Genomic DNA, 26,779 nt, shown 5'->3' on the forward strand with positions numbered 1-26,779 from the left:
GTGTGATGTCAGTCGAGGGAAATTACGATCCGCTGCGCAGTTCGACGGACACGGCGAGTACGACGGTGCCGTCTCTCAGCTCAAGCTTCGTGCCCGGTCGAGGCGACAACAGGGCATCGCCAGCCTGCAGCACACCATGGGTGGTTTCTGCTTCGCCACGAGCGCAGTAGATCAATACGACATCGTCGCCTGGCATCTCATGTGCGGGAGCAAGCCACGTATCGATCCGGCCCACCGCCTGTCCGCGCCGCAGCATCAGATTGAAGTCGCGCGTGGCACCGTCGATCAGCGACACCGTAACAGAGGCTTCACCCGGAAACGCAAACGGCACATAGGGGCGATCCAGCTGATGCTTATGTGCCCCGTTGAGCGTCATGCTGAAACCCGCGCCGTCGAGCAAGGCGATGTGCCGGTCGACGCCGGGAAAGACGGAGAACGGCGCGGCGCTATCCACTTCGGCCACGCTGATGCGCCACAGGAAGCTCGCCATGTCCGCACCCGGCGGAAATGCCGCGATCTCCCGCGTGCGGCCCATGCCGTTCTTCCACGGCTGCGGCGGGCAATCTGCTGCGCGGATGATGCGCGGACTCATGCGGCGCGTTCGATCACGCGCGTGAACGGCGGCAGGGCATTGAGCATGCGTTCGCCATAGCGCTTGAGCACCACGCGGCGATCCAGCAGCACGATGCGGCCGTGGTCGGTTTCGGTGCGGATCAGGCGGCCACAATACTGCGTGAGCAGGCGCGTCGCTTCAGGCACGGTGACTTCGATAAATGGATTGCGGCCACGCGATTCCAGCCATTCCGCATAGGTGGCGCCGACCGGATCGGTGGGCACGGCGAACGGCAGCTGGGTGATTACCACCGTCTCGCACAACTTGCCGGGCAGGTCGAGACCTTCACCGAACGAAGCGAGACCAAACAGCGTGCTGCCTTTGCCCGCTTCGATATCAGCGATGTGCTCGTTGACCAGCTGCGCCTTGCCCAACGAGCCTTGTGCGCGCACCTTGCGCACGTACTCGATCGGCAGTTTCTGCAGCACACGATCCAGTTTGGCGCGCGAGGTAAACAACACCAGGTTGCCGGCATCCCAGTCGAGGTTGGCGGCCAGCCAGTCGGTGATTTCCTGTGCATGTGCTTCGCGCGCATCGGGCAGCGCGTTCAACGCAGGGACTTCCAATCGCGCTTGTACGGCGAGGTTGAAAGGCGAGGGCAGACTCAGCGTCACGGCTTCGTCGGGCAGGCCGACCGCATCGGCGAAACCGCGGAAATTGCCGCCCGCGCTGAGCGTGGCCGAGGTCATCACCACCGCGCTCGCATTGCCCCACAGCACGCTGCGCAGCAGCGCGCCGGCGGAAACCGACGAGGCATGACAAACCAGCTGTTGATCCGCGGTGAGCGTGACCCAGCGCGCCAGCGGCGGCGCGCCGTCGCGATCCTCGCTGGACCACGCGCGCCAGGTGCGCAGCTGGCGGTCGATGCGTTCCAGCGCCATGCCGAGTTCGCGCGAAAGCGCTTCGTTGGTGGGACCGCCTTCGGTCATTTCCAGCACGGCGCGACGCACGGCACCGATCCAGCGCTCCATCTCGCCGGTGAACACGTAGAGCGCGCGCGCATGCTCCACCCACGATTCCGGTAGCTGGCCGAGCGAGCCGCGGTACATCGGCTCGTCGTCGTCAGGCGAAGGCAGCCAGGCGAGGCGGATGTCTTTCTCCAATTCCTCGAGCGCGTCGCTCAATTCCTGCAGCTTCTGGTCGCCGGCGTCCAACGTGAGTTTGCCGATCACTTCCTTGTCGGTGAGCGAATACGCCGCATGAATCTGCCGGCCGAGCCGGCTGAGCTGGCGCACCGCCACATTCATATGCACGTCGGCGGCGCCGCGATCGATGGCCTTGGACGGTACGTGATGGCCCTCGTCGAAGATGTAGAGCACTTCGTCCGGCTTAGGCAGAATCACGCCGCCGAAACCATCTTCCTCGCGCGGCATGGTGAGGTCGGCCAGCACCAGATCCTGGTTGGCCACGATGATCTCCGCGTCGCCCACCGCGCGGCGCGCGGCAAAGAACGGGCAGGCCATGAACTGGCCGCATTTGCGCCCAGTGCAACCACCCGCGCTGGTGGTGATCATCGCGCGCAGCATGTCGCCGGGCGTTTCGGGCGCGTTGTCGATGTCGCCATCCCACTCGGCGCGATCAAACGCACCGGCGAGCTTGGACAGCACCTGCTTGTCGCGCTCCGCCGGCGGCTTGGACCACAGGGCCAGATCGGCATCGAAGCCGAGGCCCATCTGCCCGGAGTCCTGCACGCTGTTGCGCGCCATCGCCAGGTTGCGCGGGCACAGATAGCGGCCGCGGCCTTTGGCCAGCGCCACCTTCGCCTCGCGCCCGTTGAGCTTGAGATAGAGCGGGATGTCGCGCTGTACCAGCTGCTCCTGCAGCGCCACCGTTGCCGTGGCGATCAGCAGTTTTTTCTTCTGCGCGCGCGCCACTTCCACGCCCGCGATGAGATAGGCCATCGATTTGCCGGTGCCGGTGGGCGCTTCGATCACCGCCGCGCCACCTTCCTGCGCCAGGGCCTTGGCGACTTCCGCGATCATCTTTCCCTGCGACGCGCGCGCGCGAAAGCCGGGCAGGCCTTCCTTCAGGCGCGCATAAGCGGCGCGGATCGATTCCTTGGTGTCGTCGGTAAGCATCGGGCCGGCGGGGAGCGTATCGGAGGGGCGCCCGGTCGCCTGAAGGGCGGGGCGCGGTCCGGCCATTGTAAGCGGCCGGGCGGCATCGCGCCCGGTCGGCGGGAAAACCCAGGCCTGATCAGCCTTCCGCGGCGATCTTGCGCAGGGTCTGCTCGAATACTTCCGGCGGCTGGCCGCCCTGGATCAGGTAACGGTCGTTGATGATGACCGACGGCACGGCGCTGATGCCCTGTGCCTGGAAGAAGCGCTCCTGCTCGCGCACCTCGTCCGCGAAACGGCCTTCCGCCAATACCGCCAGTGCTTCGTGGCGATCGAGTCCAACCTGTTCGGACACGTCGGCCAGTACTTGATGGTCGCTCACATTCTTTCCATCGGTGAAATACGCACCCAGCAGCGCATGCTTCAGCGCCGCCTGCTTGCCCTGCAGCTCCGCCCAGTGCAGCAACCGGTGCGCATCGAAGGTGTTGTAGATGCGGTCGCGCTTGTCCATGTTGAAAGTGAAGCCCACGGCTTCGCCGCGCTGGCGGATCGCTTCGCGGTTCTGCGCCATCTGTTCCGGCGTGCTGCCGTACTTGTGCGCCAGATGCTCGGCAACACTCTCGCCTTCCGGTGCCATCTTTGGGTTCAGTTCGAATGGCTGGAAATGCATCTCGACAGCCACGTTGCCATCGAGCTGGCGCAGCGCCTGCTCCAGCGAGTTAAGGCCCACGGCGCACCAGGGGCAGACGACGTCGGAGACGAAGTCGATTTTGAGTTGCTTGGAGGTCATGTTGATATCTGCCTTGCCAGAGTCGATTGCCCTCAAATGGGGATTGAATATCCGGACGCAAGCACAAAAAGGGGCCGGCAATGCCGGCCCCGGTGAGGCTTGAAGTCAGCCAAAGCGTTAGAACTTGTAGTTGAAACCTGCGTAGTAGCTGCGACCGAGCGCATCGTAGAGCGCCGAGCCGAAGCCGGTGCCGAACAAGTTCACTGGCGGGTCGCGATCGAAGACGTTGGTGATGCCGGCATAAATCTGCCAGCCGCTGTTCTTGATCGAATAGCTGGCGCGTACGTCGTTGAAGAAGCCGGCACCGGCCCGGATCGGTGTGATCTGCATCGGATTGGATTCATAGCTTTCGTTGCCGACCCGGAGCATGCGCGAGAAGTAGCGGCTGTTCCAGTTGAACGCCCAATTGTTCAGCGTATAGGTCGCACCAAGGGTCGCTTTCCACTTAGGAAAGCCCAGCGTTCCATTGTTCTGATAGCCGACCTCCGGATTGTCCTGGAAAGGACGGTCAACATAGGAGATGACTTTGGTGGCGTTGATATTCCAACGCATCTTGCCGGCGCCCAATGCGTGCGAGTAATAGGCGCCGATGTCGATGCCCGAAGTGCTCAGCGCCGAGATGTTCTGCGCGACGGAGCGGATGAACACGATCTCATTGGTCTCGGGATCGCGCATGGCATTCTGGCAATACACGTTATTGATGCCGCCCGGTGAGTCCACGCACTGATTGGCAATATCTCCACCACCAGGTGAGCTGATGGCGTTGGTCAACCTGATGTTCCAGTAGTCCAAGGTCAGGCCGAAGTCCCTCAGGAACTGTGGAGTGATCACCATGCCGGCGGTCCAGGTCCGGCCTGTCTCCGGTTGCAGGTGAGGATTGCTGCCAGAGATGCCTTCGATCGTGGCTTTGCTGGTGGAGGTCCATCCCTGTGGAACGCCCAGGGCAAGGCAGTTGGCCTGACGTACCGCAGGGTTCGGCCCATTCTTGATCTGATTGGCCGAACATGGATCGGTTACCGAAAAGTAGTTCTGCGTCTGTCCGCTGTACAACTCATCGATATTCGGCGCCCTTACGGCGCTGGAAAGCGTTCCGCGCAGACGGATGTTGTCATCGATGGCCCAATCCAGACCCCAGCGCCACGCCTTGGTATGGCCGATAGTGCTGTAGTCGGAAAAGCGGACGGCAGCATCGATCGACAAGTTCTTGGCAAAAGGGCGGTTGGCGAGCAGCGGTACGCCGGTTTCGATGTAGCCCTCCTTCACGTCATAGGCACCACCCGACGGGGGAATGGCATTGAGGAAAGTCAGGCCCGCGACATCCAGCGGGTCGGTATCCTGGCGACTGGTTTCGCGGCGGAACTCGGCGCCCACGGCGAGACTCACGGCACCGGCATCGCCGGGCATCTGGAACAGGTTGTTGTTGGTGATGCTGCTGCCACCAACGAACTGAGTCAGTCGGGACTTGGTGGTCGTGGCGGCATTGAACCACTGCGCGGCGGCAGGGTTGATGGCGCCGTCGCCAAAGATGCTGGTAGGGATGCAGCCGCCAAGCGCAATCGGATTAAGTACAAAGCCATGGCTCGGGTCGGCATTGGGATTGGGCGCGCCAGGATCGATCGATGAGCGACAGACGATATTGCCGGTTGCCGGATCGCGCACGGCATCAACCGATGCCGCGAAACGGTCATTGATGCGGTTGTTGAGGTTATGCCGGGTTTCATCCGTCACACCATAATTCAGTGAGGCGTCGTATTCCCAGTCATTCGCGATCACGCCATTCGTGCCGAAGACTGCGCGAGTGGTGTTGCGCTTGGTGTCTTCGCCGCGACGACCAGCATCAACGTCATTGCGAGTGACATAGATACTGTCCAGCCCGTTCTGGTCCATAAGCTCTGCCAGACTGGGTGAGATGTAGGCATTGTCGCGAGTAATCGTGTAGGTGCCGAAGGCCGGCGAACGGAAATCCTTGACGTCGACATGCGTGTAGTTCCCTTCGAAATAAAGCCGATGCTCGGGCGTGATGTCGAAGGTGGCAACGCTGCTCAGCGAAGTGCGGCCGTAACGAGGTTGGAGCTCCTGCGTCTGGTTCGCGTCCAGGCGATCGCAATCGGAGCAACGTCCGGCGTCATCATAGATGCCGTCGAAGCGCTGCGGGCGCACGCTGCCATCCTGATTGAATACGTAGCGCTTACTGATGTCAGTCAACTTGCCCAGCGAGAACGTGCCGCCATTGGTGTAGAAGTAGCTGCCGGCGTTGTTGAACAATACCGTGTCCGTTGGCCCGTTCGGTGTTTTGATGGAGCTGTAGGACTTGTGGCCAAAGCGATCGCGAAATTCAAGCGATCCCTGGTTGCTGTGTTCCACCGATACCGCAATATTGCCGCGGTTCTGCGCGAAGTTCGTGCCACCTGTCAGTGTGATGAGCTTCTGATCGAAGCCGCCATGCTCGGACGTACCGTATTGCACATTCAGCTTCGCGCCTTGATAGTTTTTCTTGAGGATGAAGTTGACCGCGCCGGTTACCGCATCGGCGCCATACACCGCTGATGCGCCACCGGTGATGATTTCGACCCGTTCTATCCATTCCACCGGAATCATGTTGATGTCAACGGCGGTGCTGCCGGCGCTTGCGCCTACAAAACGCCGTCCATTGACCAGCACCAAGGTACGCTCCGGGCCTAGGTTGCGTAGATCGAGCTGCTGCACCCCGGCCGTCCCAATGTACTGCGATGAATTGCCCATGGTGAAGGTAGTGGCCAATTGCGGGAGTGTCGTCAGCAAGTCGCCAACGTTGACCGCGCCGGTGGCTCTGATGTCGTCGGCTGTGAGCACATTGACCGGCGTGGGCGAGATGACGTTGGGATTAGAAATGCGCGTGCCGGTGACAGTGATTGAGCTCAGGTTGGTGGCCTTGCTTTCGTCGGCTCCTGTCTTCTGATCTTGAGCGAGGGCTGGTGTGGTGCCGAGCGCCGCAAAGCAGGCGAGTGAAAGCAAGTTGCGCGCGCGTGCGCCAGATCCATTGGTCTTCATGTTTCTCCCCAAAGAGAAGTGACTTGGTTGGTGCGATGTCGTCCATCGCTCTGAGACTTCGACACTGTTGGCTTATGAATCGCGGCGTCGCGACAGCCGTGTCCTCTGACGAAACTTTTGCGAATCGCCATCACGTAAATAGTTGGGGTGCTCGTGCTCGAGCAATCAGACCGGTCTTAAAGCAATCGGCGATGATGAGAAATCGCGCTGGGCCGGCTTTCAACGCAAACGCGTTGCGCGTGTTGCGTAGGTGGTATCCGGTAGATGGTGTAGCGAACTTGTAGGGGAGGTATGGGGCGGACATCGGCTGGACGGATCCAGCCGATGCGCATGCTTAGTCGAAGGTGCTCAAGCCTTCCCTATATAATCCACCTTCCCCAACTCCGTGCCCGACATGCGCAGGATGTTGTAGGCGGTGGTGCAGTGGAAGAACAGGTTGGGCAGCACGAAGTGCAGCAGGTACGCCTGGCCTTCGAAGCTTTGCTCGCCATTGCGCGTCTTGATCGTGACGGTACGCCCTTCGCTGCCGTCGATCTGCTCGGACTTGAAACTCTTGATGTAATCGACGGCGCGCTCGATGCGGGCGTGAAGCTGCTCGAAGCTGGTTTCAGTGTCTTCGAACTTCAACGGCTCCACGCCGGCGAGGCGGGCGGTGCCGTTCTTGGTCAGGTCGGTGGCGATCTGCACCTGCCGCACCAGCGGCAGCATGTCGGGGATCAGTCGCGTCTGCAGCAACACTTCGGACGCGACATCTTTGGCCTTCGCATGCGCTTCGCCTTTCTTCAGCACATGGCTGAGGTTGCTGAGTGCGCGCAGAAATACAGGGACAGACGCCTGGTACATGGAAAGGGTCATGGGGATGGCTCCGTGGGATTAACCGGTGTGGGATCGACAGGACGGGTGACGGCGATCGGTGAGAGATCACCGGGAACAGTGGCCGCACACGGCGCGGGTTCCTCGCCGTGATGCGTAGCGGGGTCGGTGATGTGGCGGGTAATGCGCGCGGCAATCACGGTGCCGATCAGCAACAGCACGGCGGACACCACAAAGGCGAGGCCAGGCAGGTGGATCGGTGACTGTGGCGAGATCGAGAACGCAAAGATCTGCGCGAACAGATACGGCCCGAAGATGCCCGCGAAGCTACCCAGGCTGGCGATGGCGCCTTGCAGTCGGCCTTGCTCAGTGGGGTCGACCTGGTGCGTCATGATTGACTGGATGGGTGGCCCGGACAAACCCCACAGCGCCATCAGCGGAATGCCGAGCAGGAACACCCAGCCGGTGTCCGCCAGGCCCATCAATAAGAAAGCACCGATGCCGCACAGCATGCCGGCGATCAATACCCGCCGCTCGCCATAGCGCGGCGTGAGCCGGCCGGTGAGGAAGGCCTGCACCGAGCCGTCGCAGGCGCCGACCAGCATCAACACGAAGCCCACGGCTTGCGGTCCCCAGCTGTAGCGGTAATCGGCGTACAGCACGAACGTCGTCTGCAGCACGTAATGCGCGAGGTAGACCAAGAACATCACGACGGCCAGGCCCAACACTTGCGGGTAGCGGCGCAGCAGTTTGAGTGCACCCAGCGGATGCGCGCTGTGCAATTCGAAGCGTGGTGTGCGGCGCTCCTTCGGCAGCGACTCCGGCAACACGAGCAGGCCGTACAGGAAATTGCATAACGCCAGTCCCGCCGCGACCCAGAACGGCAGACGCAGCGAGATGTCGCCAAGGAAACCGCCCAACCCTGGGCCGATGATGAAGCCCAGGCCGAACGCGCCGCCCAGCATGCCGAAGGCTGCGGCGCGTTTTTCCTTCGGCGTGATGTCGGCGATATACGCGTTGGCGGTAGTGAAGCTGGCTGCCGTCATGCCCAGCACGATGCGCGCGACAAACAACAGCCATAGCGTCGGTGCCAGCGCCAGCACCATGAAATCGACCGCCAGGCCGAGGTTGGAAATCAGGATCACCGGCCGCCGCCCGAAACGATCCGACAGTGCGCCCTGCACCGGCGAGAAAGCGAACTGCACGATGGCGAACACCGTACTGAAGATGCCCACCCACCACGCCGCATTGGCGATGCCGCCGCCGGCCAGCTGCTCGATCAGATGTGGCAGCACCGGAATGACGATGCCGAACGCCAGCATATCGAGCAGCACGGTGACGAAGATGAAGGCGACCGCCGCGCGGCGGCGCGGTTCGGAGACATGCGTAACGGGCTGGTCCATGTGGGGAGCGGAGCCGGGGATGGGAAGAGCAGACGATAGCGCAACCCGTGTATCGGGATAGCGACAGCCGTTGCCGCAGCGCATCACGTGTAGGAGCGCACCCTGTGCGCGACAAACCGGCAGGACTGCCGGTTTGTCGCGCACAGGGTGCGCTCCTACACGGGGAGGCTCAGCCTTGCGGCGGCGCCGTCAGCTCTTTGGCGTTGAGAAAGCCGTCATGGTTGCGGTCCAGTTTGTGGAACTGGCGCCGCAGGTTGTCCTGGTAGTGCTGCAAGGTAACGGGCTTGCCGCGGCCGCCGGGCAGTTCGTCCGCTTCCAGCACGCCGTCGCCGTTGGTATCCATGCGGCGGAAGCCGGCGCTCATGTACTCCACGTACTCGGCTTCGCTGATCTTGCCGTCGCCATTGGTATCCATCAGCTTCAGATACTCGGCCGGCGTACCGGGATAACCCTGGGCCGCCGCCAGCAGCGGCAGCGTCAGCAGCGCGACAATCAGGAAAGCGCGCATCAACGTCCGCCGCGGATGCCGATGAACTGCAGGAACTCCGCGCGGGTACGCGCATCGTCGCGAAACGAGCCCAGCATCTGGCTGGTCACCATCGACACACCGCGCTTGTGCACGCCGCGCGTGGTCATGCATTCGTGGCTGGCGTCGATCACCACCGCCACACCGGCCGGCCGCAGGTTCTCCTGGATGCACTGCGCGATCTGCGCGGTGAGCTTTTCCTGCACCTGGAAACGACGAGCATAGGCATCGACCACGCGGGCGAGCTTGCTGATGCCTACTACGCGGTTGGTGGGCAGGTAGCCGACGTGCGCGCGGCCGACAATCGGCGCCATGTGGTGCTCGCAATGGCTTTCGAACTCGATATCGCGCAGCACCACCATTTCGTCGTAGCCGGCCACTTCCTCGAAGGTGCGGCGCAGGTATTCACCCGGGTCCACCTGGTAGCCGCTGAACCAGTCGCGATAGGCCTTGACCACGCGCTTAGGGGTGTCGAGCAGGCCTTCACGCGTCGGGTCCTCGCCGGACCAGCGCAGCAGCACGCGTACGGCTTCTTCGGCCTGCTCGCGGGTGACGTCGGTCGGGTGGGCGTGATCGCTCATGCGGATTCCTTCGGCTAAGACTCAGGCGTATCAGTGTAGCGCCTGCGTCAAGACCCTTCGGCGCGCTAGCCCTGTCGCGCCGAAGGAGTGGGAGAAAGTCATGACGGGTCAGGCACAAAGCCGCCGGGAAATGGTTCCGGCCGACCGCGCCGAGGTGGGGTGGTAGGCACCACGCCCTGCGCCACCAGATGGTCCCAGGTGTCGTAGTACAGCGTGATCACTTCGTCGGGAGTGTCGCTGACGCGCTTGAAGTCGACGTAGTTCACCGCCGAGTACTCGCGCTCGCCATGTCCGGTGCCTAGCGGTGCATCGCTTTTCGCCCGGGCGGTAAGGGCTTGAGCTTGCGGTGCGGCGGGGACCGGCGCATTGACTTCGGCGGCGGCGGGAGCCGATTCCATCCGGTCAGCGGCGCGCGCCATTGGCATCGGCATCGGAACCGGCATGGGCTGGCGGCGGAACACGGCGACGCCGATCACGCCCACGTTGTCCGGCCGGCCGGTGCGCACGGCATAGCTTTGCTCGAAATCCGCGAACACGAAATCGGCGACATGGGTCAGGCTCTTGCGCCAACCGAGCACATCAGTAGTGGCATAGGCGTCGAGCACGTAGCCCGTCTGCGACCACTGCGCGGTTTCACCGGAGATCGCATTAACCGCGTCTACCGAGAGCACCGCCAGCACATCGTCGCCGCCACGGTTACGCAGGCTTACCTGATAGCGATGACCCGGCTGCCCAGCGATGTAGTAGCGGCCATGGTGCTGGTACACCGGCAAGCTGCGCTGGCTGGTGCGGTCGTACACGCTGAGATCCAGCAGGCGACCCGTCGCCGCAGCGTGCCCGGCATGGGCGAGGCCGGCGACCAGCGCCAGCGTCATCAACAAGGTTTTCATGGGAGCGGCTCCGGCAGGCATCGCGTCTCGATGCATGAGGTGAAACGCACCCCCGGCCCGAACGGGGTTGAACACGGGCCGATTCATGGCAGGCTGGAGCTGATGTGCCGCCGCCTCATCGAACCGGCGGCCGAAAAACCAAGGAGTACCGCATGACTCTCCGTATCAATCGCAACACCCAGCTATGCATGTCGCTGTCCGGCCGGCCGGGCAACTTCGGCACCCGTTTCCAGAACTATCTTTACGAGGCGCTGGGGCTGGACTACGTGTACAAGGCGTTCACCACCCGCGATCTGCCGGCGGCGATCGGCGGCATCCGCGCACTGGGCATACGCGGCTGCGCCATCTCCATGCCGTTCAAGGAAGCTTGTATTCCACTGGTCGATGAGATCGATGCCTCCGCGGCGGCGATCGAATCGATCAACACCATCGTCAACGACGGCGGCCATCTGCATGCCTACAACACCGACTACATCGCAGTCGCGAAGTTGATCGAGCAGCACAAAGTGTCGCCGCAAACTACGCTGGCGCTGCGCGGCAGCGGCGGCATGGCGAAAGCGGTGGCTTGCGCGTTGCGCGATGCCGGCTTCCGGCATGGCCATATCGTGGCGCGCAATGAAGCGGCGGGACGCAAGCTGGCCGAGACCAGCGGTTTTGCATGGGCGCCGGATATGCAAGGTGTCGAGGCGGAGCTGCTGATCAACGTCACGCCATTAGGTATGGAAGGCTCCGAGGCAGAGACGCTGGCTTTCACCGAGCAGGAAGTGGAGCGTGCGGGCGTGGTGTTCGATGTGGTGGCGCTGCCGTCGGAAACGCCGTTGATTCGCCTGGCGCGTGCCAAGGGCAAGCCGGTGATCACTGGCGCTGAGGTGATTGCCCTGCAAGCGGTGGAGCAGTTCGTGCTGTACACCGGGGTGCGACCGGATGATGCGTTGATTGTGCAAGCCGCGGCGCATGCTCGCGGATAGGTGTTGGCTACAGGGAGCCTCGAATAACCTAGCCTTACTCGTCATTCCGGCGTTCGCCGGAATGACGAGCTTGAAAGTCAGTTATTCGAGGCTCCCTACGAGTCGCCGAAGAGAGAGTGGCCCAAGCGTCAATCAACCCGGCGCTTCGTCTTCTTCTTCCTCATCGCCATTCACCGGCGTCTCGCCCAGCAACTGCTGCACCTGCTCCCCCGGCAGCGATTCCACATCGCGCAACTTGCGCTCGATCGCGCGAGTACGCACACCCGCCTGATCGATCACATTGCTCGCCTCGGTGAGCTTCTTGCGCGTCTTTTCCAATACGCCGGCGAACTTGCCGAACTCGGTCTTCACCGCTGCCAGCAACTGCCACACTTCGCTGCTGCGCTTCTCGATCGCGAGCGTGCGGAAGCCCATCTGCAAGCTGTTGAGCAAGGCGGTCAGCGTGGTCGGGCCGGCCAGGGTGATGCGGTAGTCGCGCTGCAACAGGTCCGACAGGCCGGGGCGGCGGATCACTTCCGCGTACAGGCCTTCAGTGGGGAGGAACAGAATCGCGAAATCGGTGCTATGCGGCGGCGCCACGTATTTGCTGTGGATGCGCTTGGCTTCCTCGCGCACGCGCACTTCCAGCGCGCGGCCGGCGACCAGGGCGGCATCCACATCGGCGGCTTCCTGCGCATCCTGCAGCCGCTGGTAATCCTCGATCGGAAACTTGGCGTCGATCGGCAGCCAGACAGGCTGGTCGCCGCTGCTACCGGGCAGGCGGATGGCGTATTCCACGCGTTCCGCTGAGCCGGGGACGGTCGCCACATTGGCAGCGTACTGCTCTGGAATCAGGATCTGTTCCAGTAGCGCGCCGAGCTGCACTTCGCCAAAAGTGCCGCGTGTCTTCACGTTGGTCAGCACGCGCTTGAGATCGCCCACGCCGGTGGCCAGGCTCTGCATTTCGCCCAGACCGCGCTGCACCGCTTCCAGCCGTTCCGACACCAGCTTGAACGACTGGCCCAGGCGCGTTTCCAGCGTGCTCTGCAGTTTCTCGTCCACGGTGGCGCGCATCTGTTCCAGTTTTGCCGCGTTGTCGTCCTGGATCGCCTTGAGCTTGGTCTCCAGCGTGGCGCGCACTTCACCGAGGCGCTTTTCATTGTCGGCGGTAAGCGCGGCCAGACGCTGCTGCTGCTGTTCACCGAAGCGATTGAGCGTCAGCGTGACTTCCTCGCGACTCTTGCGCGCGTCTTCGGTCAGCCGTTGTGCGAGTGACTGCAGTCCGGTATCCGTGCGCTCCGTAAGCAATTCGAGTCGCTGGCCGAAACCGCCGATACGCTCCTGCTGCTGGTCGCTCATGGCGCCAAGCTGTTCCTGCACCAGTCCGCGAAACTGGCCCAGCGTCTGCGTCAGCTCGCCGCGACCGGCGCGCTGTTCCTGGACAAGCGCATCACGCAGGTGGCGGTTGTCGTCTTTCAGTGCATCCAGTCGCGCGGTGAGTCCGCCGTCGCCGCGACTGCGCAACAGCGCCATCACTTGCAGCACGATGACCACCAGCACGGCGATGGCGAGGACGGTCAGCAGGATGTCGGTAGTGGACATGGGGTATTCCGGATAGCGCAGGGCGCAAGTGTACGCGGTGCGATCTCAAACACTGAGAAAAGCCTTCATTGGCTAGGGTGATTTCCCGCGACGCATAGCTATCCCGAAGACGTCGACTCTTTGCCGGAGTTCGAGCCAGTCAGTCAGCGAACGCACCCTGATCGTAGGCTTTGGCGAAGGCCTTCCAGTCGCGCCGCACTTGCCTGGTGCAGTCGTTGGCCAGCTCTTGCAGTTGGGCGGGCCAGCGGCGCTTCTCGCCGAAGGCGATCAACTCGTCCGTAGTCGCCGAGCCGTCGCGGCCGCTGCTGCGCAGATGGGTCCACGCGACGAGTTGGCCCATCGCCTGCAGCACGCCTTCAAGTCGTTCCAGCTTGCCGTTCCATTCGCTGAGCGCGACACGGTCTTGCGTGGGTTGCAGACCGCGCAGCACATACGATTTTCGGCCCATGTTTATGGGCCTCAGGAACGCCGGTGATATGGCCTGCATGCGTCGCTGTACCGCCACCACGCGCTCGGCTTCGCTGCGCCAGTCCGGCTGGACAAGTTTGAGGTGCGGTATCAGCGAGGAGGGCACCGCCTCCTTGAGATCCAGCAGGTAATTGCCGTCGGGCGAGCCTTTGCCCTCGATCAGGATCACGTAGCGATCAATGCCAAGGCTGCCCGTGCCGGCGATCCGGCGCGCCACGTCGAGCACGCGATAGAACGCCGGGTTGGGCTCATGCGTGGCCATGGCTTCGATCAATGCCGTGACTTTGTCGCGTTGCTTGCGAGTGACTGGCAAGGCCTTCTTGCCATCGGTACGCAGCGTACGCCGCTTGCCTTTGCGCTCGGTGCGACTGTCCAGGAAAGGCGGACGCAGCCGGCCGCGCAGGCCGTGCAACAGATCGCCCACCATGCCTTCGGCGATATCGCGTTCGATCCAGCGCGCCTTGCCGTTGCAAAGGGAGGCCCGGTACGCATCCAGAAAGATGCGGCACAAGCCCTGGGCTTGAGAAGGTTTCAGCTTCAGGCTGTCGGCGCCGATCTGCACGCTGGTCAGCAGCCGCACCAGCTCCCAGGTGCAGGGAGCCAGGGCCGCTTCGTCGAAATCGTTGAGATCGAAATAGACCAGGCGATTGTCGCCCTTGTAGCTGCCGAAGTTCTCCAGGTGCAGGTCGCCGCAGACCCAGGCCGGCGGCGCCTTGCTCAGCACCTTGGCGGCGGGCAGCTGCGCATAGAACAGATGGCAGGCGCCGCGCAGGAAGGTGAAGGGATCGCGCCGCATGGCCGCGTACTTGCGCTGCAGGCGTTCGGACTCGCGGCCGGCGTTGTAGGTGCGGATAGATTCGACGACATCGACCATGACCCGTTCTCCTTCAGGAGTGCTACATCACGACGGTTACATCACCCGGCAGAACACGGCTTTCAGGTAACGCCCTTCCGGCACATCACTGCGCACCGGGTGGTCGGTGCCCGCCCCGCGTACTTCCAGCACCTGGATCTCGCGCCCCGCGTTGAGCGCCACGCGGCGCAGCATTTCCAGGAAATCTTCTTCGCTGACCAGTCCGGTGCACGAACACGTCAGCAGCAGGCCGCCGGGCGGAATCACATCCAGCGCCAGCCGGTTCATGGCGAAGTATTTCTTCAGCGCGTCGATGACCTTGCTGCGGTCGCGGGTGAGTTTGGCCGGGTCGAGCACGACGGCATCGTATTGCTCGCCGCGCGTGATAGCACCGCGCAACCAATCGAAGATGTCGGCCTGCTCGAATTTGGCGTCGAGCTGGTTGGCAGTGGCATTGGCGCGGGCGACTTCCAGGATGCCCGCATCCATATCCACGCCGGTGGCTTCTTTCGCACCGGCGGCCAGCGCATGCACGGCGAAGCCGCCGGCGTTGCAGCACAGGTCGAGTACACGGCGGCCGCGTGCGAGTTCGGCGAAGCGGCGGCGGTTGTCGCGCTGGTCGGCGAAGAAGCCGGTCTTGTGGCCGGAGCCGGGCGCGGCGTGGAAGCGCAGGCCGTGCTCGTGAACCTCCACCGCGGCGGGTGCCTCGGCGGCGCGGCAGTCGAAGGATTCCTGCTTTTGCACATGGCTTTCGGCGAACCAGTACAGGCGGGCGCCGGGGAAGTGGGTGAGCAATGCGGCGTGGATCGCCTCGCGGAATTTCCACATGCCGGCGGCGAAATACTCGATCACCAGGATATCGGCGTAGCGATCCACGATCAGGCCGGACAGGCCATCGCCCTCGCTGTGCACCACGCGCCAGGCATCGCTGGTGTCGTCGAGCTGCAACAGCTCGCGGCGCAGTTCAACGGCGCGCGCGATGCGGGCGGCGATCCAGTCGGCGTCGATCGGTTCTGCGGGATCGTTGGTCAGCAGGCGCAGCGCGATGCGCGCATGGCCGTTCCAGAAGCCGCGGCCGACGAAGCGGTCCTTGGCGTCCACCACATCCACCACGCTGCCGGGCGGCAGGCGGGTCTCGGGCTTATGCACTTGCGCGGACCACACCCAGGGATGGCCGGGCATGCGGTCGGATTTGAGGCGAATGACGGGGAGGGCAGATGCGGGGGTATTCATCCGCCCATGATAGCTGGTTGCCTAACTCCTCCCCCTGCTCGCAGGGGGAGGATGGGAGGGGGTGAGCTCTTGTGATTGCGCTACACGTTGAGAGGCTTGACCCCACCCCCGACCCTCCCCCGCTGCACGCAGGGGAGGGAGTGGACGCTTAGCGCATCCGCAGCGCCAACCAGGACAGCAGAGCCAGCAGGTTGATGCCCAGGCGGGACACCGCCGGGCCAGCCACGGCCAGCGTGAAGCCCTGCGAACCCACGTGCCAGTCCAGGCCCAGCCGTGGCGGCATCTGCAAGGTGGCGAACACGTTCACGAAAGCGCCGCAATGCAGCGCATAGCTCAGCACCGGCGTCGCGATCAGCGGCAGCTGCATCAGCTGCGCGACGCGCGACAGGGTGACGCCGCGCTCGCTGCCTTCCATCAGCAGTACGCCGGCGATCAGCACGAAGCCGTAGAACAGCAGGCCGATCAGCGCCAGGATCGCGTCATGGGTAGAGCCCAGCGGCAACAGCCGGCGCAGCATGGTCAAGGCACCGTAGAAGCCGCCGGCGATTTCGAGGATGCCGATCAGGCGGAACAGAAAATTGCGCACGCGGAGACCCGTTCAAAAGAGGCAAGCTTAGCCGAGCCGGCGCGCTACGAAACGACGATCCGCCATCAGTCTTCAGCGGTGATGTAGGTGCCGTTCGGAATCAGGCCATCAACACGCTGCGCGGTTCTTCCACGATGGCGTGCGGCACGAAATGCGCGGTGTCCTGGGTCACGAGCGAGCGGTCCTCGCGGATACCCATGCCGCAGGCGCGGTCGCCCACCACCCAGCTGCCCAGCAGCGCATGCCGGCCGTCGAAGGAGGCCAGCGGATGATAGGCCTGCCGGATGCACGGGCCATCCCGATAGGGGCCGTCGGTCGTCAGTAGTTCGCCGTCGGGCAAATGCATGGCGATATTGGCGCCCTCGCGCGAATGGATCGGCTTGCGCACCCAGCCGCGCGGCAGCTCGCCGCCATCGTCGAACATGGCAGGCAGCAGGTTGGGATGGCCGCTGTGTTTGTCCCACAGCAAAGGCAGGATCCCCTTGTTGCTCAGCACGGCCTTCCACGGCGGCTCGATCAATTGCAGGTGCGAACCGGGCAGGTGGCGGCCGAAGCTTTCGCGGAACATGTCTTCCAGCGGGTACAGCTTGAACAGGCAGCCGATCACGCGATCTTCCATATCGGTGAAACGGCCGTCCGCGCTGATGCCGATGTCTTCAATCGCCATCGCGTCGCATTCGATGCCCGCCTGCAAAGCGCAATCACGCAGATAGGCGATGGTGCCCTGGTCCTCGGTGGAGTCGCCCACGGCCGCGAACAGGAAAGGACGCGCGGTATGCCGTGCGATCGTGCCGAAGGCTTCGACCAGCGATTCGTAGATCGAATTGAACTGATCGGCGCCAGCCGGCAGGCGGCTGCGCGTGAGCTGGTCTTCCAGCCATTGCCACTGGAAGAATGCGGCCTCGAACAGCGAGGTCGGCGTGTCGTAATTCAGTTCGTAGAGCTTGGCGGGACCACTGCCGTCGTAGGCGAAATCCATGCGGCCGTAGAGATGCGGCTGGCGCTCGCGCCAGCTGCGCGCGATCCAGTCCCAGTACGGTTCCGGAATCGCCAGCTGGCGCATGCGCTGTTCGCTGCCCACAATCTCGTCGACCAGATCCAGCGCCATCGCGTGCAGCTCTTCCGTCGGCGCCTCGATGTCTTCCTCGATCTCGCGCAGGGTGAAGGCGTAGTACGCCGATTCATCCCAATAGGGCGCGCCGGCGATGGTGTGGAAGTGGAAGCCGGATTCGGCGGCCCGGTCACGCCAGTCCGGGCGCTCGGCAATCGCGATGCGCCGCATCAGCTGCCGCCGCGCGCGCCGCCGAAACCGCCGCGGCTGACCGTAACGGCGCGATCGGGTGCCGAGGTGACCGGCACCATGGCGGGCGATGCGCCGCTGCGATACACCCCAGCGCCGGCATAGCCGCTGCTGCTGCCCGGGTCCGGCCGCTTCCACTGCCCGTTGGCGTCGCGGAAGGCCGGGCTACCGGTGAAACCGGCCATCGGCGAGCCGTTGCGCAGCATCTGCGACAGGAAGAAGCCGGTCATCATCGGCCCGAAGAAGGAGTGCCCGCTGCTATCGCGGCGTTCCTCGCAGCGATCCCAGTCGTAGCCGCCGGCGGCGCACTCTTCGCGGGTGGCGTAACGGGGGCCCTTCTCGGTCGCATCCTGCTTGGCCTTGTTGGCGGCCTGCTCGCAGGTGACGCGGTCCTGGGTCTGCGCGACGCAGGCATCCACCGAGGTGTACAGGCCCTCGCGGGTGGCTTCTTCGTCGCCGCTGCAGGCAGTCAATGCCAGGGGCATGGCGCCCATCAGCAGCAGTACGGCGGTCCTCGAACGCTTCACGGGCCATCCTTGTAACGGTGATTCGGACAAGCATGCCCGCAACCACGCGCGGAAGGAAAGCGTGACGCGCCACCCGCTCCGGCGCTTTGGCCGCGGCAGCCTAGGGATAGCCCTAATAGGCACCGCCCGTCGCGCACCGTCCAATAGCGGTCTCCCCCCAAAAATCCAGGGCTGCGACCATGGCGATTCCGCGCGAGATCGGCATTACCGACCTTCCCCCTCAGCTCCCGCCTCCGCCGCCACCGGTGGACAAGCCGCAGCCCTACCGCGTGCAGCGCAATGACACGCTGGAAGGTATCGCCGCCCATTTCGGCACGACGCCCGAGGCGATCCAGAAGGCCAATCCGGGCATCAGCAATCCGGCGCAAATCATGGCGGGCGATGTGCTGACCATTCCGCCACGGGACAACAGCGTGACTACCGCCTCGGCGCCCGCGGCAGCCCCGACACCCCAGCAGCAGGTCGACAAGGCGCTGGCCGATCTCCACGCCGCCGAGCAGACCAAGCCGCGCAACCGCATGGATGCCATGGATCTGGCCGACTCGCGCGCCAGTCTGCAAGACCAGTTGAACAAGGCCGTGGATGCCGAAGTGCAGGCACGCCTGCAAGAGAAGCCGGACAGCTCGCTCACGCCGCAGCAACGCAAACAGCTGGGCGAGCCGCTGCCTTCGCAGAGCGAGCGCGCCACGCAAATCCGCAAGGAGATCGCAGGCCGCTATCCGGGCGATGCGGATATCCAGAAGGCAGTGGACCAGCAGGAAGCGAACACCTTGCTGGCCAATAACGACAACGCCGGCTACACCTCACCCAAAGACAAGCTGCTGGGGCTGGATACCGCGCTGAAGAACGCCTCGTCTGATCAGGTGCGCACGCTGGCCACCAACCAGCCCTCGTATATCAAGACCGTGCAGGCCGCCGCCGACTGGGCCGCGCAGCCGTACAAGGACACGCGGCTTACCGATAGCCGGCAGATCGAGCCGGCAGCAAAGCAGGCGGAAGAGTCCTCCGGCCGCTACGTGGAATTGCTATCCGCGATGTCCTCGCCGGAAGCACGCGCGCGCCTGATCGCCGATGCGCAACCGCAGCTGGAAAAGATCACCCATTTCGCTTTCCTCTACGACAACGAGCAGAAGCACTCCACCGATATCCTCACCAACCTCTCCAGTGTGGTGGGCAGCTTGCGCCAGACGGATCCGTCCGCCGCGCAGTCGTTGGCTAACGATCTGGCCAGCCAGCTGCCTGACCGCCGCATCATGTCCGGTTCGATGAACACGGAGTCGATGCTCACCTATATGACCACGCAGTCCGGCGATCCCACGCTGGCGCTTACCTTCGTGGATCACGTGCGCGGCGACGGCAAGGATCGCCTGGTCAACCCATGGTGCGACCAGACCATGGCTTCGCTGTTCAAGACGGTGACGGATACGCACCAACGCGTGGATAGCGACACCGAGTCGTACGTGAAGCTCACCGGCGAACTCAACAGTCTGATCGCCAAAGAAGGCGCGACGATGAGTTCAGACCAGCTCAACGCGGCCATCGACAACTACAAGAAGCTCAAGGGGCCGGGCTGGGAAAAGAGCGTGGCCGACGCGCAGAACCAGCTCGCCGCCGACGGCAAGATGCTGCTCTCGCAACAATCCGCGCTGGGTGATTGGGTGGCCAATCACCCTGGTGACAGCAAGGCGGTGGGCGATGCGCTCAACAAGATGCTGGGCAGTCAGAACAATCAGGCCGCGATCCAGCTTGCCGTGCAGAACGATCCGACTGTGCTGACGGGCGAGCAGGGCAAATCGCTGATCAATCTGTGGGCGCAGCAGGGCAAGGTGGTCGACCAGGGTGGCCGCAAACTGTTGCAGGAGTTGGGCACCAACTACGTCAAGAGCCGTATGGATACGTTGCGCGGCGAACTGGGCGCGAGCAACGACGTCGCCAGCCGTACGCGAGTGATCAACGAGCTGAGCGATCTGGGCGACAACAAGTCGCTGGCGACCCTGCTCGGCATGCGCGACGGCAAAGTGGTGGATCTGAAGGCCGCCACCGAAGTGCTCAAGAGCAACATCAACGACTTCAATGCGCTGGCCGACGCCAACAAGACACCGGATGCGTTGAGCAAAGCGCTGCAAGACGGCCTTAAAGATACGCAGGGCAAGATCGGTGCGATCAAGGGTTTTGAGAGCGGCACGCCGATCAGCAATGTGTTCCGCGCTTTCAGCGTCGGTGCGGCCGGCCTCAGCCTAGCCAATTCGGTAGACAAGCTGGGCACCGGCAAGAACGGCGAAGAAGAATTGCGCAACGACATGTCGGCGCTGATCGGCGCGGCCGGCTTCAGCCAGAAAACTGCCGGCTTCGTCACCAGCATGGGCTGGGCACCCTCCGACAGCGCCTGGGGCACGGTGGGCAAGCGCGCGGTGGATCACTGGGTCAACATCCTGTCCGGTGGCATTGACCTGTGGAAAGCCGGCGATGCCTTCAACAAGGGTGACGGCACCGAAGGCGCGCTCTACGCCACCACTGGCGTTGGTTCGATCATGTGGGCTGCGGGCAATGCCGCTGTTTCGGGCGAGGGCATGCTGGGCGCGGCACTCGGCGGTGCGGCGGAAGCCGGCAGCTGGGCCGGCCCGATCGGCATCACTATGGTGGCGCTGGGCACGGTGGGATTGATGGCCTACCAGAGCAAGAAAGACAACGACAACGCGGTACCTGGGCGCGAAGCCTTCCTGCAGGGGCTGGGTTACAACGAGGGCGCATCCAAGGCGCTATCGGCCTGGCACAGCAAGGACGACACGCCTGCCGTGAACATGCTGCTGCGCTATGGCGAACTGCACGGCATGAACACCGCGCAGACCATGACCTGGTTCAACGGTCTCGGCCAGGATCAACAGAAGACCTTCGCCGGCGCGATGGTCTCGGCGCTGAATACGGTCGGTGGCGATCCCAGCAAGTTCAACCGCACGGATCGCAACGACGGCAACTGGGATGACATGGCGAAGCACAACAACTTGCTCGCCGGCAACGTGGATCACGGTTTGTTCGGCAGCGGTCCGGGTGTGGTGCTCAACGGCGCGTCGATCGCCGGCAGCATGTTCCCGGTGAATGCCGAAGAGCAGCCGGCTTCGGCGCATCAGCTGGATGTGGTGCTGCAGAGCGTGCTGGGCGTGAATCCGCCGGCCTATCCGTAACTATGGTGAGGGCGCCGCTCAACCGGCGCCCAATCCATCCGCGAGTTCGTGCAGATCGTCCACATGCTGTTCCCACCAGCGCGATTCCGCCGCAAATGGAAACGCCGCGGGAAAGGCTGGATCGTGCCAGCGCGAGGCGATCCAGCCTGCATAGTGCAACTGGCGCATCGCGCGCAGGGCCGGCACGAGGGCAAGTTCGCTGTAGTCGAATTCGCGAAACTGTTGATAGCCGGTGAGCACGGCGTCCATCGCCGGCTCGTCGCCAGCCAGCATCCATAGATCCTGCACCGCGGGGCCCATGCGTGCATCGTCGAGGTCGACGAAATGCGGGCCGTCGTCCGTCCACAGCACATTGCCCGGATGGCAGTCGCCATGCAGGCGCAATGGGCGCACCGGACCCACCGCTTCAAAACGCTGCGCCACGGCTTCATCGACGCGTTGCGCGGCAAGGCGATAACGCGCCTGCAGTGGTGGCGGCAACAACGACGAGGCGAGTACGGCTTGTATCGGCTGTTCGATCAAGGTCGCGCGATCGATACGCCCGCGATGTACGAACGTGGTACGCGCGCCGATCAAGTGCATGCGCGCGATCAATCGCCCCAGCCATTCCAGTTGCTCAGTTGACTCCAGCGAAGGTGCGCGGCCGCCGCGCCGTGGGGTGAGTGCATAACGGAAACCGTCGTGATGCAGCAGGGTGCGTCCGCCGAACATCAGCGGGGCTACCAGCGGCAACTCCGCCGTAGCCAGCTCGTGCGCGAACGTGTGCTCTTCGAGGATTGCCGCGTCGCTCCAGCGATTCGGGCGGTAGAACTTCGCCACTACGGGCGAAGTATCTTCAAGGCCGACTTGCCATACGCGGTTTTCGTAGCTGTTGAGGGCGAGCAGGCGGCCGTCGGGCCAGAGGCCGCAGGCGGTGACGGCGTCTAGGACATGGTCGGGGGTGAGGTTGGCGTAGGGGGCTTCGGCGCTCATTGGTGCGCCCTCGCACTCATCTCCTTGAGGGCTAGGGTAAGAGTTGGGTTCTTGCGACATTCTTTCCTACTCGTCATCCCTGCGTAGGCAGGGATCCAGTAGTGGTGTGCTTCGGTTGTCGCGTTATCGCGACCGGGCTCGCCTGCCGCGGGCTTCCGAACCGCTGCCGCGGCTTGGGTCACTTTCTCTTTGCTGGCCCACGCACCCGCAGGAGCGAGTGCGAACAGCGCAGCTGGCCCGAAGGGCGGAGGGCATGGATGCCCGGAGTAAAGAGAAAGTAACCAAAGAGAAATGGCCTGAAGAGCAGGCGGCGGGCTTTGTAGCTGCGCCTTTTCCAGTGTCAGGCGTCTGGATGGTTTTGCTTTGAGGACGGATGCGCTCACTTCGGGCCAACGACGCGTGCGGGAATCACTGCCATGGTGATTCGCGAGATGCACACGAGTTCGTTGGCTTCGTTTTCGATGCGGATTTCCCATACTTGCGTGGTGCGTCCGATGTGCAGCATGCGTGCGGTGCCGGTGACGGTGCCACTGCGTACGCCGCGGATGTGGTTGGCGTTGATGTCCAGGCCTACGGCTACTTCCTGTGCGGGGTCGAGGGTGAGCATGGCGGCGCTGCTGCCCAATGTTTCGGCCAGTGCCACCGAGGCGCCGCCGTGTAGCAGGCCGTAGGGCTGGTGGGTGCGATGGTCTACTGGCATGGTGCCTTGCAGCCAGTCATCGCCGATGGCGGTGATGTGGATGCCCAGGGTTTCCATCATGGTGTTGGCGCTCCAGCCATTGAGGCGGGCGAGGTCGGTGTCCTGTTTCCAGATGGCCATGGTTGATACTCGTAAGGAGAGGCCGCATTGTCGGTCGACTGTAGTCGCCGCCACAATGCGCTTGTGTTTACCGTAACCCTGAAAAACTCCGGCCGCCGGTTTCCGGTCGATGCCGGCGAAACCGTGCTGGAGGCTGCGCAGCGCGCGGGCATTGCACTGCCGTATTCCTGTCGTGCCGGCGTGTGCGGCAGCTGTAAGGCCACCCTGCTCGAAGGTCATTGCGACTATCCGCGCAACCCGCCCCTGGCCTTGAGCGGCATTTCGCCGGGCCGGCATGCGGTGCTGTTGTGTCAGGCGGTGCCGCGTAACGATCTGGTGATCGAGGCGCGCGAAGTGACTTCGGTGGAAGACTTTGTGCGTCGCCGGCTCGATGTGGCGGTGACAGAAAAGCGTGTGCTGGCGCCTGATGTGGTCGGGTTGCATCTGCAGCCAGCAGCCGGCGAAGCCAACCTGAACTGGCTGCCCGGGCAGTATCTCGATGTCCTGCTGGACGAGGGCCGGCGCCGTCCTTTCTCCATCGCCAGCGGTCCGCGCGCGGACGGCGCGATTGAGCTGCACGTGCGTCACGTGGCAGGCGGTGGCTTCACCTCGTGGGTCAGCGATGGACTGAAAGCGGGCGATACGCTGTGTATCGAAGGGCCGCTGGGCACCTTCGTGCCGCGCGAGGATTCGGAGCGGCCGATGGTATTCATGGCCGGCGGTACCGGTTTTGCGCCGGTCAAGGCGATCGTCGAGCACTTCATTGCACTCGGCACGCGCCGCCCGATGCAGGTGTATTGGGGTGCGCGCGGCGCAGCCGACCTGTACCTGCGCGAGCTCGCCGCAGGCTGGGAACGCGCGGCGCATGCGCTGCGCTTCCATCCAGTGCTGTCCGATCCCGAACAGGCCGCGCAAAGCGGCCTGCGCATGGGGCTGGTGCATGAAGCAGTACTGGAAGATCAGCCGGATCTATCCGGCCACGACGTCTACATGAGCGGTCCGCCCGCGATGATCGACGCCGGCCGCAAACTGTTCCTCGATGCCGGCCTGCCGGAAGACCGGCTCTACTACGACTCGTTCGATTACGCGCCGGATGTGCTGGCGCAGATCCTGGCAGGGCGCGCGGGCCTTCAGTCGGCCTGAAGCGCTTCGGCCCATTGCCTGAAGTGCGCCAGCCGACGGGTCATGTCGCGCCGGTAGTAAAACCCGATGAAGGGCTCAAGCAGCCAGCGCAGCAACCAGGGCCGCGTCCGGAAGTTGTAGGTGAAGCCGACCAGGGTATGGTCGTGCGCCTGCGCCTTGAAGTTCCAGGTGCCGTGGAAACTCTCCAGCACCCACGGCCCTTTGAGCATAGCCACGGCTGCGGCGTGTGGCGGCTTGTACGAGATGTAGCGCGAGATCATCACGGATCCGGCCTTGCTCCTGCAGTAGGAGTCGACACCCAGGCCGGGTTGTCGCGCCGGTTCGATCAGATAGGCCTCGGACAGAAAGCTGTCCCATTCCGTGCGGCGCGCATAGTTCTGCGATAAGCCAAACAGCCGCTCCGGTTCGCCGCGGACCATGGTGCCGACGGCGATCTTCACGGCATCGCGCCGTCGGTTACTTGTTGCCCTTGGCCACCGGCAACTGTGCCTGCTGCCACGCGAACACACCGCCGCCCAGCGTGAAGACCTTGCTGAAACCGGCCTTGACCAGGCGCTGCGCGGCTTTGTCAGAAGCGCCGCGGCCGTCCTTGTCGATCAGCACCACCGGCAGTTCCTTCGCCTTGGCCAGATCCTTGTTCTCCGGATCGAACTGGCTCATAGCCACATGCTTCGCACCGGGGACGTGGGCCTTCTCGAAGTCCGCGTACGCGGAAAGGTCGATCAGCAACGGGCTTTCGCGGTTGATCAGCAAGGTGAGGCCGGCCGGAGTCAGCTCCTTGTACTTGCGGAACAGTCGCATGATTTCCATCACCACGATTGCCAGCAGCAAGGCCAGGAACAGCGCGGCAAGCGCGAGATGGTTGCCGAGGAACTCAGGCAGCTTGTGCAGGACATCGCTCATTCGAAAGCTTCCGCAGGCGCGGGCCGGCCGCGCGGTGGATAAAGAACCGGAGATTATACGGGCTGCGGCAGGCGGGCGGGGCTAAACAGGGCGGCCCCCTCTCGGGGGCCGCTCGCTGCGCGTTACTTATGATTGGCAAACATTTGCGGCGGCGGCGCGCGATCCTGATGGATATTGGTGGCGTTGTTCACCCCCCGGCTGCACTCGGCGCTGCCTTTGCGCTCCTCGGGGGTGCAATCGTTGCTGCTGTTGCCGATCGAGGACAGAAAGGTCGTGTACTCGGCCTTGTCGATCCGGTGATCGTGATTGAAATCGTATTCCTGGAAATGGTCGTGCAGGCCGTGCAGTTCCTTGGGTATCTCCGAGCGGGTAAGCAACCCGTCGTGATGGACATCCAGCTCTTCGAAACTGGGCGGCCGCTTTCCGCTGTCTTGCGCCATAGCTGCCGTCGATAACACGAGAACCCACGCCGCTACGGCGGCGAGCTTGATCCTTTTCATCGCTGACCCCCTTGCCTGGACACGCTTGACTACGACAGATTTGACTACGAGATCCAACCGCGCGGTTGTAGTCCAAGTCAGGTCTGGCCGCAATGGGACGGGTAGGGCGCTTACTCGGTATCGATCTTCGGCAGCCCGCTGGTCAGCCACCAGTGGTTCTTTTCGGGGTCGTAGCGCCAGGTCTGGCGGTCGATCACGGTGCGTTCGGCCTGGGTGTTGATGTTCACCAGCCCGATCTGGGCGACCTGGCGCACCTCGTTCTCGCCGCTCGCCGCCGGACCCTGGCCGTCGTCATAGCCGCTGACCCGAAACTGGGTGTAGCGCGACATTTCCAGCGGGGTCGGCGGGTGTTCCGCGCGCACCTTGGGGTCGACGAACTGCAGCGCGGTCTGGAAATCGCCCCAGCGCACCGTGCTGGCATAGGCGTTCAGGGTGGTGGTGAGCGCTTGGTTGCGCCGGTCGGAGGCGCAGCCGGCCAACAGCAGGACAGTCAGCAAGGCGAGCAGGGTCAGCAGACGGCGCATGGGTGGTTTCCCCTTGAAAGACCCGGCCATTCTGCCGCAAGCCGTTGCCTTCAGTCGCGGCGCTTTGCCACGAAACGCGCGCTCAGGGTGGCGGCGGGTTTGTCCGGATTCTCGCTGGGCACCTGGCAGGCCACTTCGATGCGGGCGCGGCCGCGCGCATTCAGGGTGTGGAAGAAGGCATTCCAGTCGGCGTGCGGGCCGAGGCGCGCCTCGCTGAGCAGGTCCTCCCACACGGGCGCCAGGTAGTGCACGGTGGATTCGGCTACGAACACATCGCAATCGAAACCTCGCTTGCGCAGTTCCAGCTCCACCAGGCTCCAGCCGCTCAGTGTCATCAGGCTGACCAGGCTGCCGCCGAAGGCGCAGCCTTTGTCGTTGATGTTGGGTGTTAGCGGGGCGGCGATGGCGATGTGGCTGTCGTCGTGGCTGTGGAGCTGGAGGTCCATGCTGTGAGCCAGGGGGATTTCATCGCGGATGAATTGGATGAGGGTCTGGGCGGGGGTGCTCATGAGGTGGTGGGGTTCTTTGGGGTGGGGC

Annotated in this window: 25 protein-coding genes; 3 read left to right on the forward strand and 22 right to left on the reverse strand. The window is 63.7% G+C overall.

Annotated elements, in window-relative coordinates; translation table 11 throughout:
• Window positions 1-22 precede the first annotated feature (22 nt).
• From BM338_RS17625 to BM338_RS17665, 9 genes are all read right to left on the reverse strand, one after another.
• Window positions 23-592 carry a HutD/Ves family protein gene (locus tag BM338_RS17625; RefSeq protein ID WP_090453178.1) on the reverse strand — a complete coding sequence of 190 codons (570 nt, stop codon included), beginning with the start codon at window positions 590-592 and terminating at the stop codon, window positions 23-25.
• Window positions 589-2,691, reverse strand: coding sequence for an ATP-dependent DNA helicase DinG (gene dinG / locus BM338_RS17630; protein ID WP_090453181.1), 2,103 nt, complete (start codon window positions 2,689-2,691; stop codon window positions 589-591). The genes BM338_RS17625 and dinG overlap by 4 nt, the downstream gene beginning before the upstream one ends.
• A gap of 118 nt (window positions 2,692-2,809) precedes the next feature.
• Window positions 2,810-3,460, reverse strand: coding sequence for a DsbA family oxidoreductase (locus tag BM338_RS17635; protein ID WP_090453183.1), 651 nt, complete (start codon window positions 3,458-3,460; stop codon window positions 2,810-2,812).
• A 117-nt stretch (window positions 3,461-3,577) separates the two neighbouring features.
• Window positions 3,578-6,490, reverse strand: coding sequence for a TonB-dependent receptor domain-containing protein (locus tag BM338_RS17640; protein WP_090453185.1), 2,913 nt, complete (start codon window positions 6,488-6,490; stop codon window positions 3,578-3,580).
• Window positions 6,491-6,838: 348 nt separating this feature from the next.
• Window positions 6,839-7,345, reverse strand: a complete 507-nt coding sequence (locus BM338_RS17645) for a DUF1993 domain-containing protein (RefSeq protein ID WP_090453187.1) — start codon at window positions 7,343-7,345, stop codon at window positions 6,839-6,841.
• On the reverse strand, window positions 7,342-8,706 hold the full coding sequence (locus BM338_RS17650; protein ID WP_090453190.1) for a TCR/Tet family MFS transporter: 1,365 nt from the start codon (window positions 8,704-8,706) through the stop codon (window positions 7,342-7,344). The genes BM338_RS17645 and BM338_RS17650 overlap by 4 nt, the downstream gene beginning before the upstream one ends.
• Window positions 8,707-8,875: 169 nt before the next feature.
• Entirely contained in the window at window positions 8,876-9,214 is a 339-nt protein-coding gene (locus tag BM338_RS17655) for an EF-hand domain-containing protein (protein WP_090453192.1), read from the reverse strand.
• Window positions 9,214-9,813 carry a GTP cyclohydrolase I FolE gene (gene folE / locus BM338_RS17660; protein ID WP_090453194.1) on the reverse strand — a complete coding sequence of 200 codons (600 nt, stop codon included), beginning with the start codon at window positions 9,811-9,813 and terminating at the stop codon, window positions 9,214-9,216. The genes BM338_RS17655 and folE overlap by 1 nt, the downstream gene beginning before the upstream one ends.
• Before the next feature lie 98 nt (window positions 9,814-9,911).
• Entirely contained in the window at window positions 9,912-10,703 is a 792-nt protein-coding gene (locus BM338_RS17665) for a hypothetical protein (RefSeq protein WP_090453196.1), read from the reverse strand.
• A 152-nt stretch (window positions 10,704-10,855) separates the two neighbouring features.
• Here BM338_RS17665 and BM338_RS17670 point away from each other — a divergent pair, with 152 nt between their 5' ends.
• Entirely contained in the window at window positions 10,856-11,671 is an 816-nt protein-coding gene (locus BM338_RS17670) for a shikimate 5-dehydrogenase (protein ID WP_090453198.1), read from the forward strand.
• Between the two features lie 132 nt (window positions 11,672-11,803).
• On the opposite strand, the gene rmuC is transcribed toward BM338_RS17670, so the two are convergent.
• The 6 genes from rmuC to BM338_RS17700 form a co-directional block, all read right to left on the reverse strand.
• Entirely contained in the window at window positions 11,804-13,252 is a 1,449-nt protein-coding gene (gene rmuC / locus BM338_RS17675; protein ID WP_090453200.1) for a DNA recombination protein RmuC, read from the reverse strand.
• A gap of 139 nt (window positions 13,253-13,391) precedes the next feature.
• Entirely contained in the window at window positions 13,392-14,594 is a 1,203-nt protein-coding gene (locus BM338_RS17680) for a DUF2252 domain-containing protein (RefSeq protein WP_090453202.1), read from the reverse strand.
• 36 nt (window positions 14,595-14,630) lie between these two features.
• Window positions 14,631-15,806: a class I SAM-dependent rRNA methyltransferase gene (locus tag BM338_RS17685; RefSeq protein ID WP_090453205.1), complete on the reverse strand. Its 1,176-nt coding sequence runs from the start codon at window positions 15,804-15,806 to the stop codon at window positions 14,631-14,633.
• A 148-nt stretch (window positions 15,807-15,954) separates the two neighbouring features.
• The gene (locus tag BM338_RS17690) at window positions 15,955-16,392 is read right to left on the reverse strand and encodes a hypothetical protein (RefSeq protein ID WP_090453207.1); all 438 of its coding nucleotides are present in this window, start codon (window positions 16,390-16,392) and stop codon (window positions 15,955-15,957) included.
• A 100-nt stretch (window positions 16,393-16,492) separates the two neighbouring features.
• The gene (locus BM338_RS17695; RefSeq protein WP_090453209.1) at window positions 16,493-17,674 is read right to left on the reverse strand and encodes a glutathionylspermidine synthase family protein; all 1,182 of its coding nucleotides are present in this window, start codon (window positions 17,672-17,674) and stop codon (window positions 16,493-16,495) included.
• Window positions 17,674-18,219 carry a DUF1190 domain-containing protein gene (locus tag BM338_RS17700; protein WP_090453211.1) on the reverse strand — a complete coding sequence of 182 codons (546 nt, stop codon included), beginning with the start codon at window positions 18,217-18,219 and terminating at the stop codon, window positions 17,674-17,676. Before BM338_RS17700 ends, BM338_RS17695 begins: the two co-directional genes overlap by 1 nt.
• Window positions 18,220-18,398: 179 nt before the next feature.
• Here BM338_RS17700 and BM338_RS17705 point away from each other — a divergent pair, with 179 nt between their 5' ends.
• On the forward strand, window positions 18,399-21,401 hold the full coding sequence (locus BM338_RS17705; RefSeq protein WP_090453213.1) for a LysM peptidoglycan-binding domain-containing protein: 3,003 nt from the start codon (window positions 18,399-18,401) through the stop codon (window positions 21,399-21,401).
• Window positions 21,402-21,419: 18 nt separating this feature from the next.
• Here BM338_RS17705 and BM338_RS17710 read toward each other — a convergent pair whose 3' ends face one another.
• Together BM338_RS17710 and BM338_RS17715 are read right to left on the reverse strand one after the other, a co-directional pair.
• The gene (locus BM338_RS17710) at window positions 21,420-22,373 is read right to left on the reverse strand and encodes a serine/threonine protein kinase (RefSeq protein WP_090453215.1); all 954 of its coding nucleotides are present in this window, start codon (window positions 22,371-22,373) and stop codon (window positions 21,420-21,422) included.
• Window positions 22,374-22,752: 379 nt separating this feature from the next.
• Window positions 22,753-23,193 (reverse strand): hotdog fold thioesterase, encoded by a 441-nt coding sequence (locus BM338_RS17715; protein WP_090453217.1) that lies wholly within the window; start codon window positions 23,191-23,193, stop codon window positions 22,753-22,755.
• 63 nt (window positions 23,194-23,256) lie between these two features.
• Here BM338_RS17715 and BM338_RS17720 point away from each other — a divergent pair, with 63 nt between their 5' ends.
• Window positions 23,257-24,315: a 2Fe-2S iron-sulfur cluster-binding protein gene (locus BM338_RS17720; RefSeq protein ID WP_090453520.1), complete on the forward strand. Its 1,059-nt coding sequence runs from the start codon at window positions 23,257-23,259 to the stop codon at window positions 24,313-24,315.
• Here BM338_RS17720 and BM338_RS17725 read toward each other — a convergent pair.
• The 5 genes from BM338_RS17725 to BM338_RS17745 form a co-directional block, all read right to left on the reverse strand.
• A complete protein-coding gene (locus tag BM338_RS17725) occupies window positions 24,303-24,755 on the reverse strand; it encodes an SRPBCC family protein (RefSeq protein WP_090453219.1) in 453 nt (150 codons plus the stop codon). The genes BM338_RS17720 and BM338_RS17725 overlap by 13 nt on opposite strands.
• 16 nt (window positions 24,756-24,771) lie before the next feature.
• A complete protein-coding gene (locus BM338_RS17730) occupies window positions 24,772-25,218 on the reverse strand; it encodes a rhodanese-like domain-containing protein (RefSeq protein WP_090453222.1) in 447 nt (148 codons plus the stop codon).
• Window positions 25,219-25,340: 122 nt separating this feature from the next.
• A complete protein-coding gene (locus BM338_RS17735) occupies window positions 25,341-25,718 on the reverse strand; it encodes an EF-hand domain-containing protein (protein ID WP_143109336.1) in 378 nt (125 codons plus the stop codon).
• A 110-nt stretch (window positions 25,719-25,828) separates the two neighbouring features.
• Window positions 25,829-26,242, reverse strand: coding sequence for a hypothetical protein (locus BM338_RS17740; protein WP_090453226.1), 414 nt, complete (start codon window positions 26,240-26,242; stop codon window positions 25,829-25,831).
• Window positions 26,243-26,292: 50 nt separating this feature from the next.
• Window positions 26,293-26,751, reverse strand: a complete 459-nt coding sequence (locus tag BM338_RS17745) for a YiiD C-terminal domain-containing protein (protein ID WP_090453228.1) — start codon at window positions 26,749-26,751, stop codon at window positions 26,293-26,295.
• Between the last annotated feature and the right edge of the window lie 28 nt (window positions 26,752-26,779).

Origin of the sequence: Dyella sp. OK004 (assembly GCF_900114495.1) — a bacterium.
Classification (GTDB): domain Bacteria; phylum Pseudomonadota; class Gammaproteobacteria; order Xanthomonadales; family Rhodanobacteraceae; genus Dyella_D.

Excerpts from the sequence above, each read along its gene's own strand:
- BM338_RS17730 (WP_090453222.1), bottom strand. The coding sequence starts at position 25,218 with ATGAGCGATGTCCTGCACAAGCTGCCTGAGTTCCTCGGCAACCATCTC.
- BM338_RS17635 (WP_090453183.1), bottom strand. The coding sequence starts at position 3,460 with ATGACCTCCAAGCAACTCAAAATCGACTTCGTCTCCGACGTCGTCTGC.
- BM338_RS17745 (WP_090453228.1), bottom strand. The coding sequence starts at position 26,751 with ATGAGCACCCCCGCCCAGACCCTCATCCAATTCATCCGCGATGAAATC.
- BM338_RS17740 (WP_090453226.1), bottom strand. The coding sequence starts at position 26,242 with ATGCGCCGTCTGCTGACCCTGCTCGCCTTGCTGACTGTCCTGCTGTTG.
- BM338_RS17705 (WP_090453213.1), top strand. The coding sequence starts at position 18,399 with ATGGCGATTCCGCGCGAGATCGGCATTACCGACCTTCCCCCTCAGCTC.
- BM338_RS17645 (WP_090453187.1), bottom strand. The coding sequence starts at position 7,345 with ATGACCCTTTCCATGTACCAGGCGTCTGTCCCTGTATTTCTGCGCGCA.
- BM338_RS17665 (WP_090453196.1), bottom strand. The coding sequence starts at position 10,703 with ATGAAAACCTTGTTGATGACGCTGGCGCTGGTCGCCGGCCTCGCCCAT.
- dinG (WP_090453181.1), bottom strand. The coding sequence starts at position 2,691 with ATGCTTACCGACGACACCAAGGAATCGATCCGCGCCGCTTATGCGCGC.
- BM338_RS17670 (WP_090453198.1), top strand. The coding sequence starts at position 10,856 with ATGACTCTCCGTATCAATCGCAACACCCAGCTATGCATGTCGCTGTCC.
- BM338_RS17710 (WP_090453215.1), bottom strand. The coding sequence starts at position 22,373 with ATGAGCGCCGAAGCCCCCTACGCCAACCTCACCCCCGACCATGTCCTA.
- BM338_RS17685 (WP_090453205.1), bottom strand. The coding sequence starts at position 15,806 with ATGAATACCCCCGCATCTGCCCTCCCCGTCATTCGCCTCAAATCCGAC.
- BM338_RS17680 (WP_090453202.1), bottom strand. The coding sequence starts at position 14,594 with ATGGTCGATGTCGTCGAATCTATCCGCACCTACAACGCCGGCCGCGAG.
- BM338_RS17650 (WP_090453190.1), bottom strand. The coding sequence starts at position 8,706 with ATGGACCAGCCCGTTACGCATGTCTCCGAACCGCGCCGCCGCGCGGCG.
- folE (WP_090453194.1), bottom strand. The coding sequence starts at position 9,813 with ATGAGCGATCACGCCCACCCGACCGACGTCACCCGCGAGCAGGCCGAA.
- BM338_RS17655 (WP_090453192.1), bottom strand. The coding sequence starts at position 9,214 with ATGCGCGCTTTCCTGATTGTCGCGCTGCTGACGCTGCCGCTGCTGGCG.
- rmuC (WP_090453200.1), bottom strand. The coding sequence starts at position 13,252 with ATGTCCACTACCGACATCCTGCTGACCGTCCTCGCCATCGCCGTGCTG.
- BM338_RS17640 (WP_090453185.1), bottom strand. The coding sequence starts at position 6,490 with ATGAAGACCAATGGATCTGGCGCACGCGCGCGCAACTTGCTTTCACTC.
- BM338_RS17625 (WP_090453178.1), bottom strand. The coding sequence starts at position 592 with ATGAGTCCGCGCATCATCCGCGCAGCAGATTGCCCGCCGCAGCCGTGG.
- BM338_RS17715 (WP_090453217.1), bottom strand. The coding sequence starts at position 23,193 with ATGGCCATCTGGAAACAGGACACCGACCTCGCCCGCCTCAATGGCTGG.
- BM338_RS17735 (WP_143109336.1), bottom strand. The coding sequence starts at position 25,718 with ATGAAAAGGATCAAGCTCGCCGCCGTAGCGGCGTGGGTTCTCGTGTTA.
- BM338_RS17695 (WP_090453209.1), bottom strand. The coding sequence starts at position 17,674 with ATGCGGCGCATCGCGATTGCCGAGCGCCCGGACTGGCGTGACCGGGCC.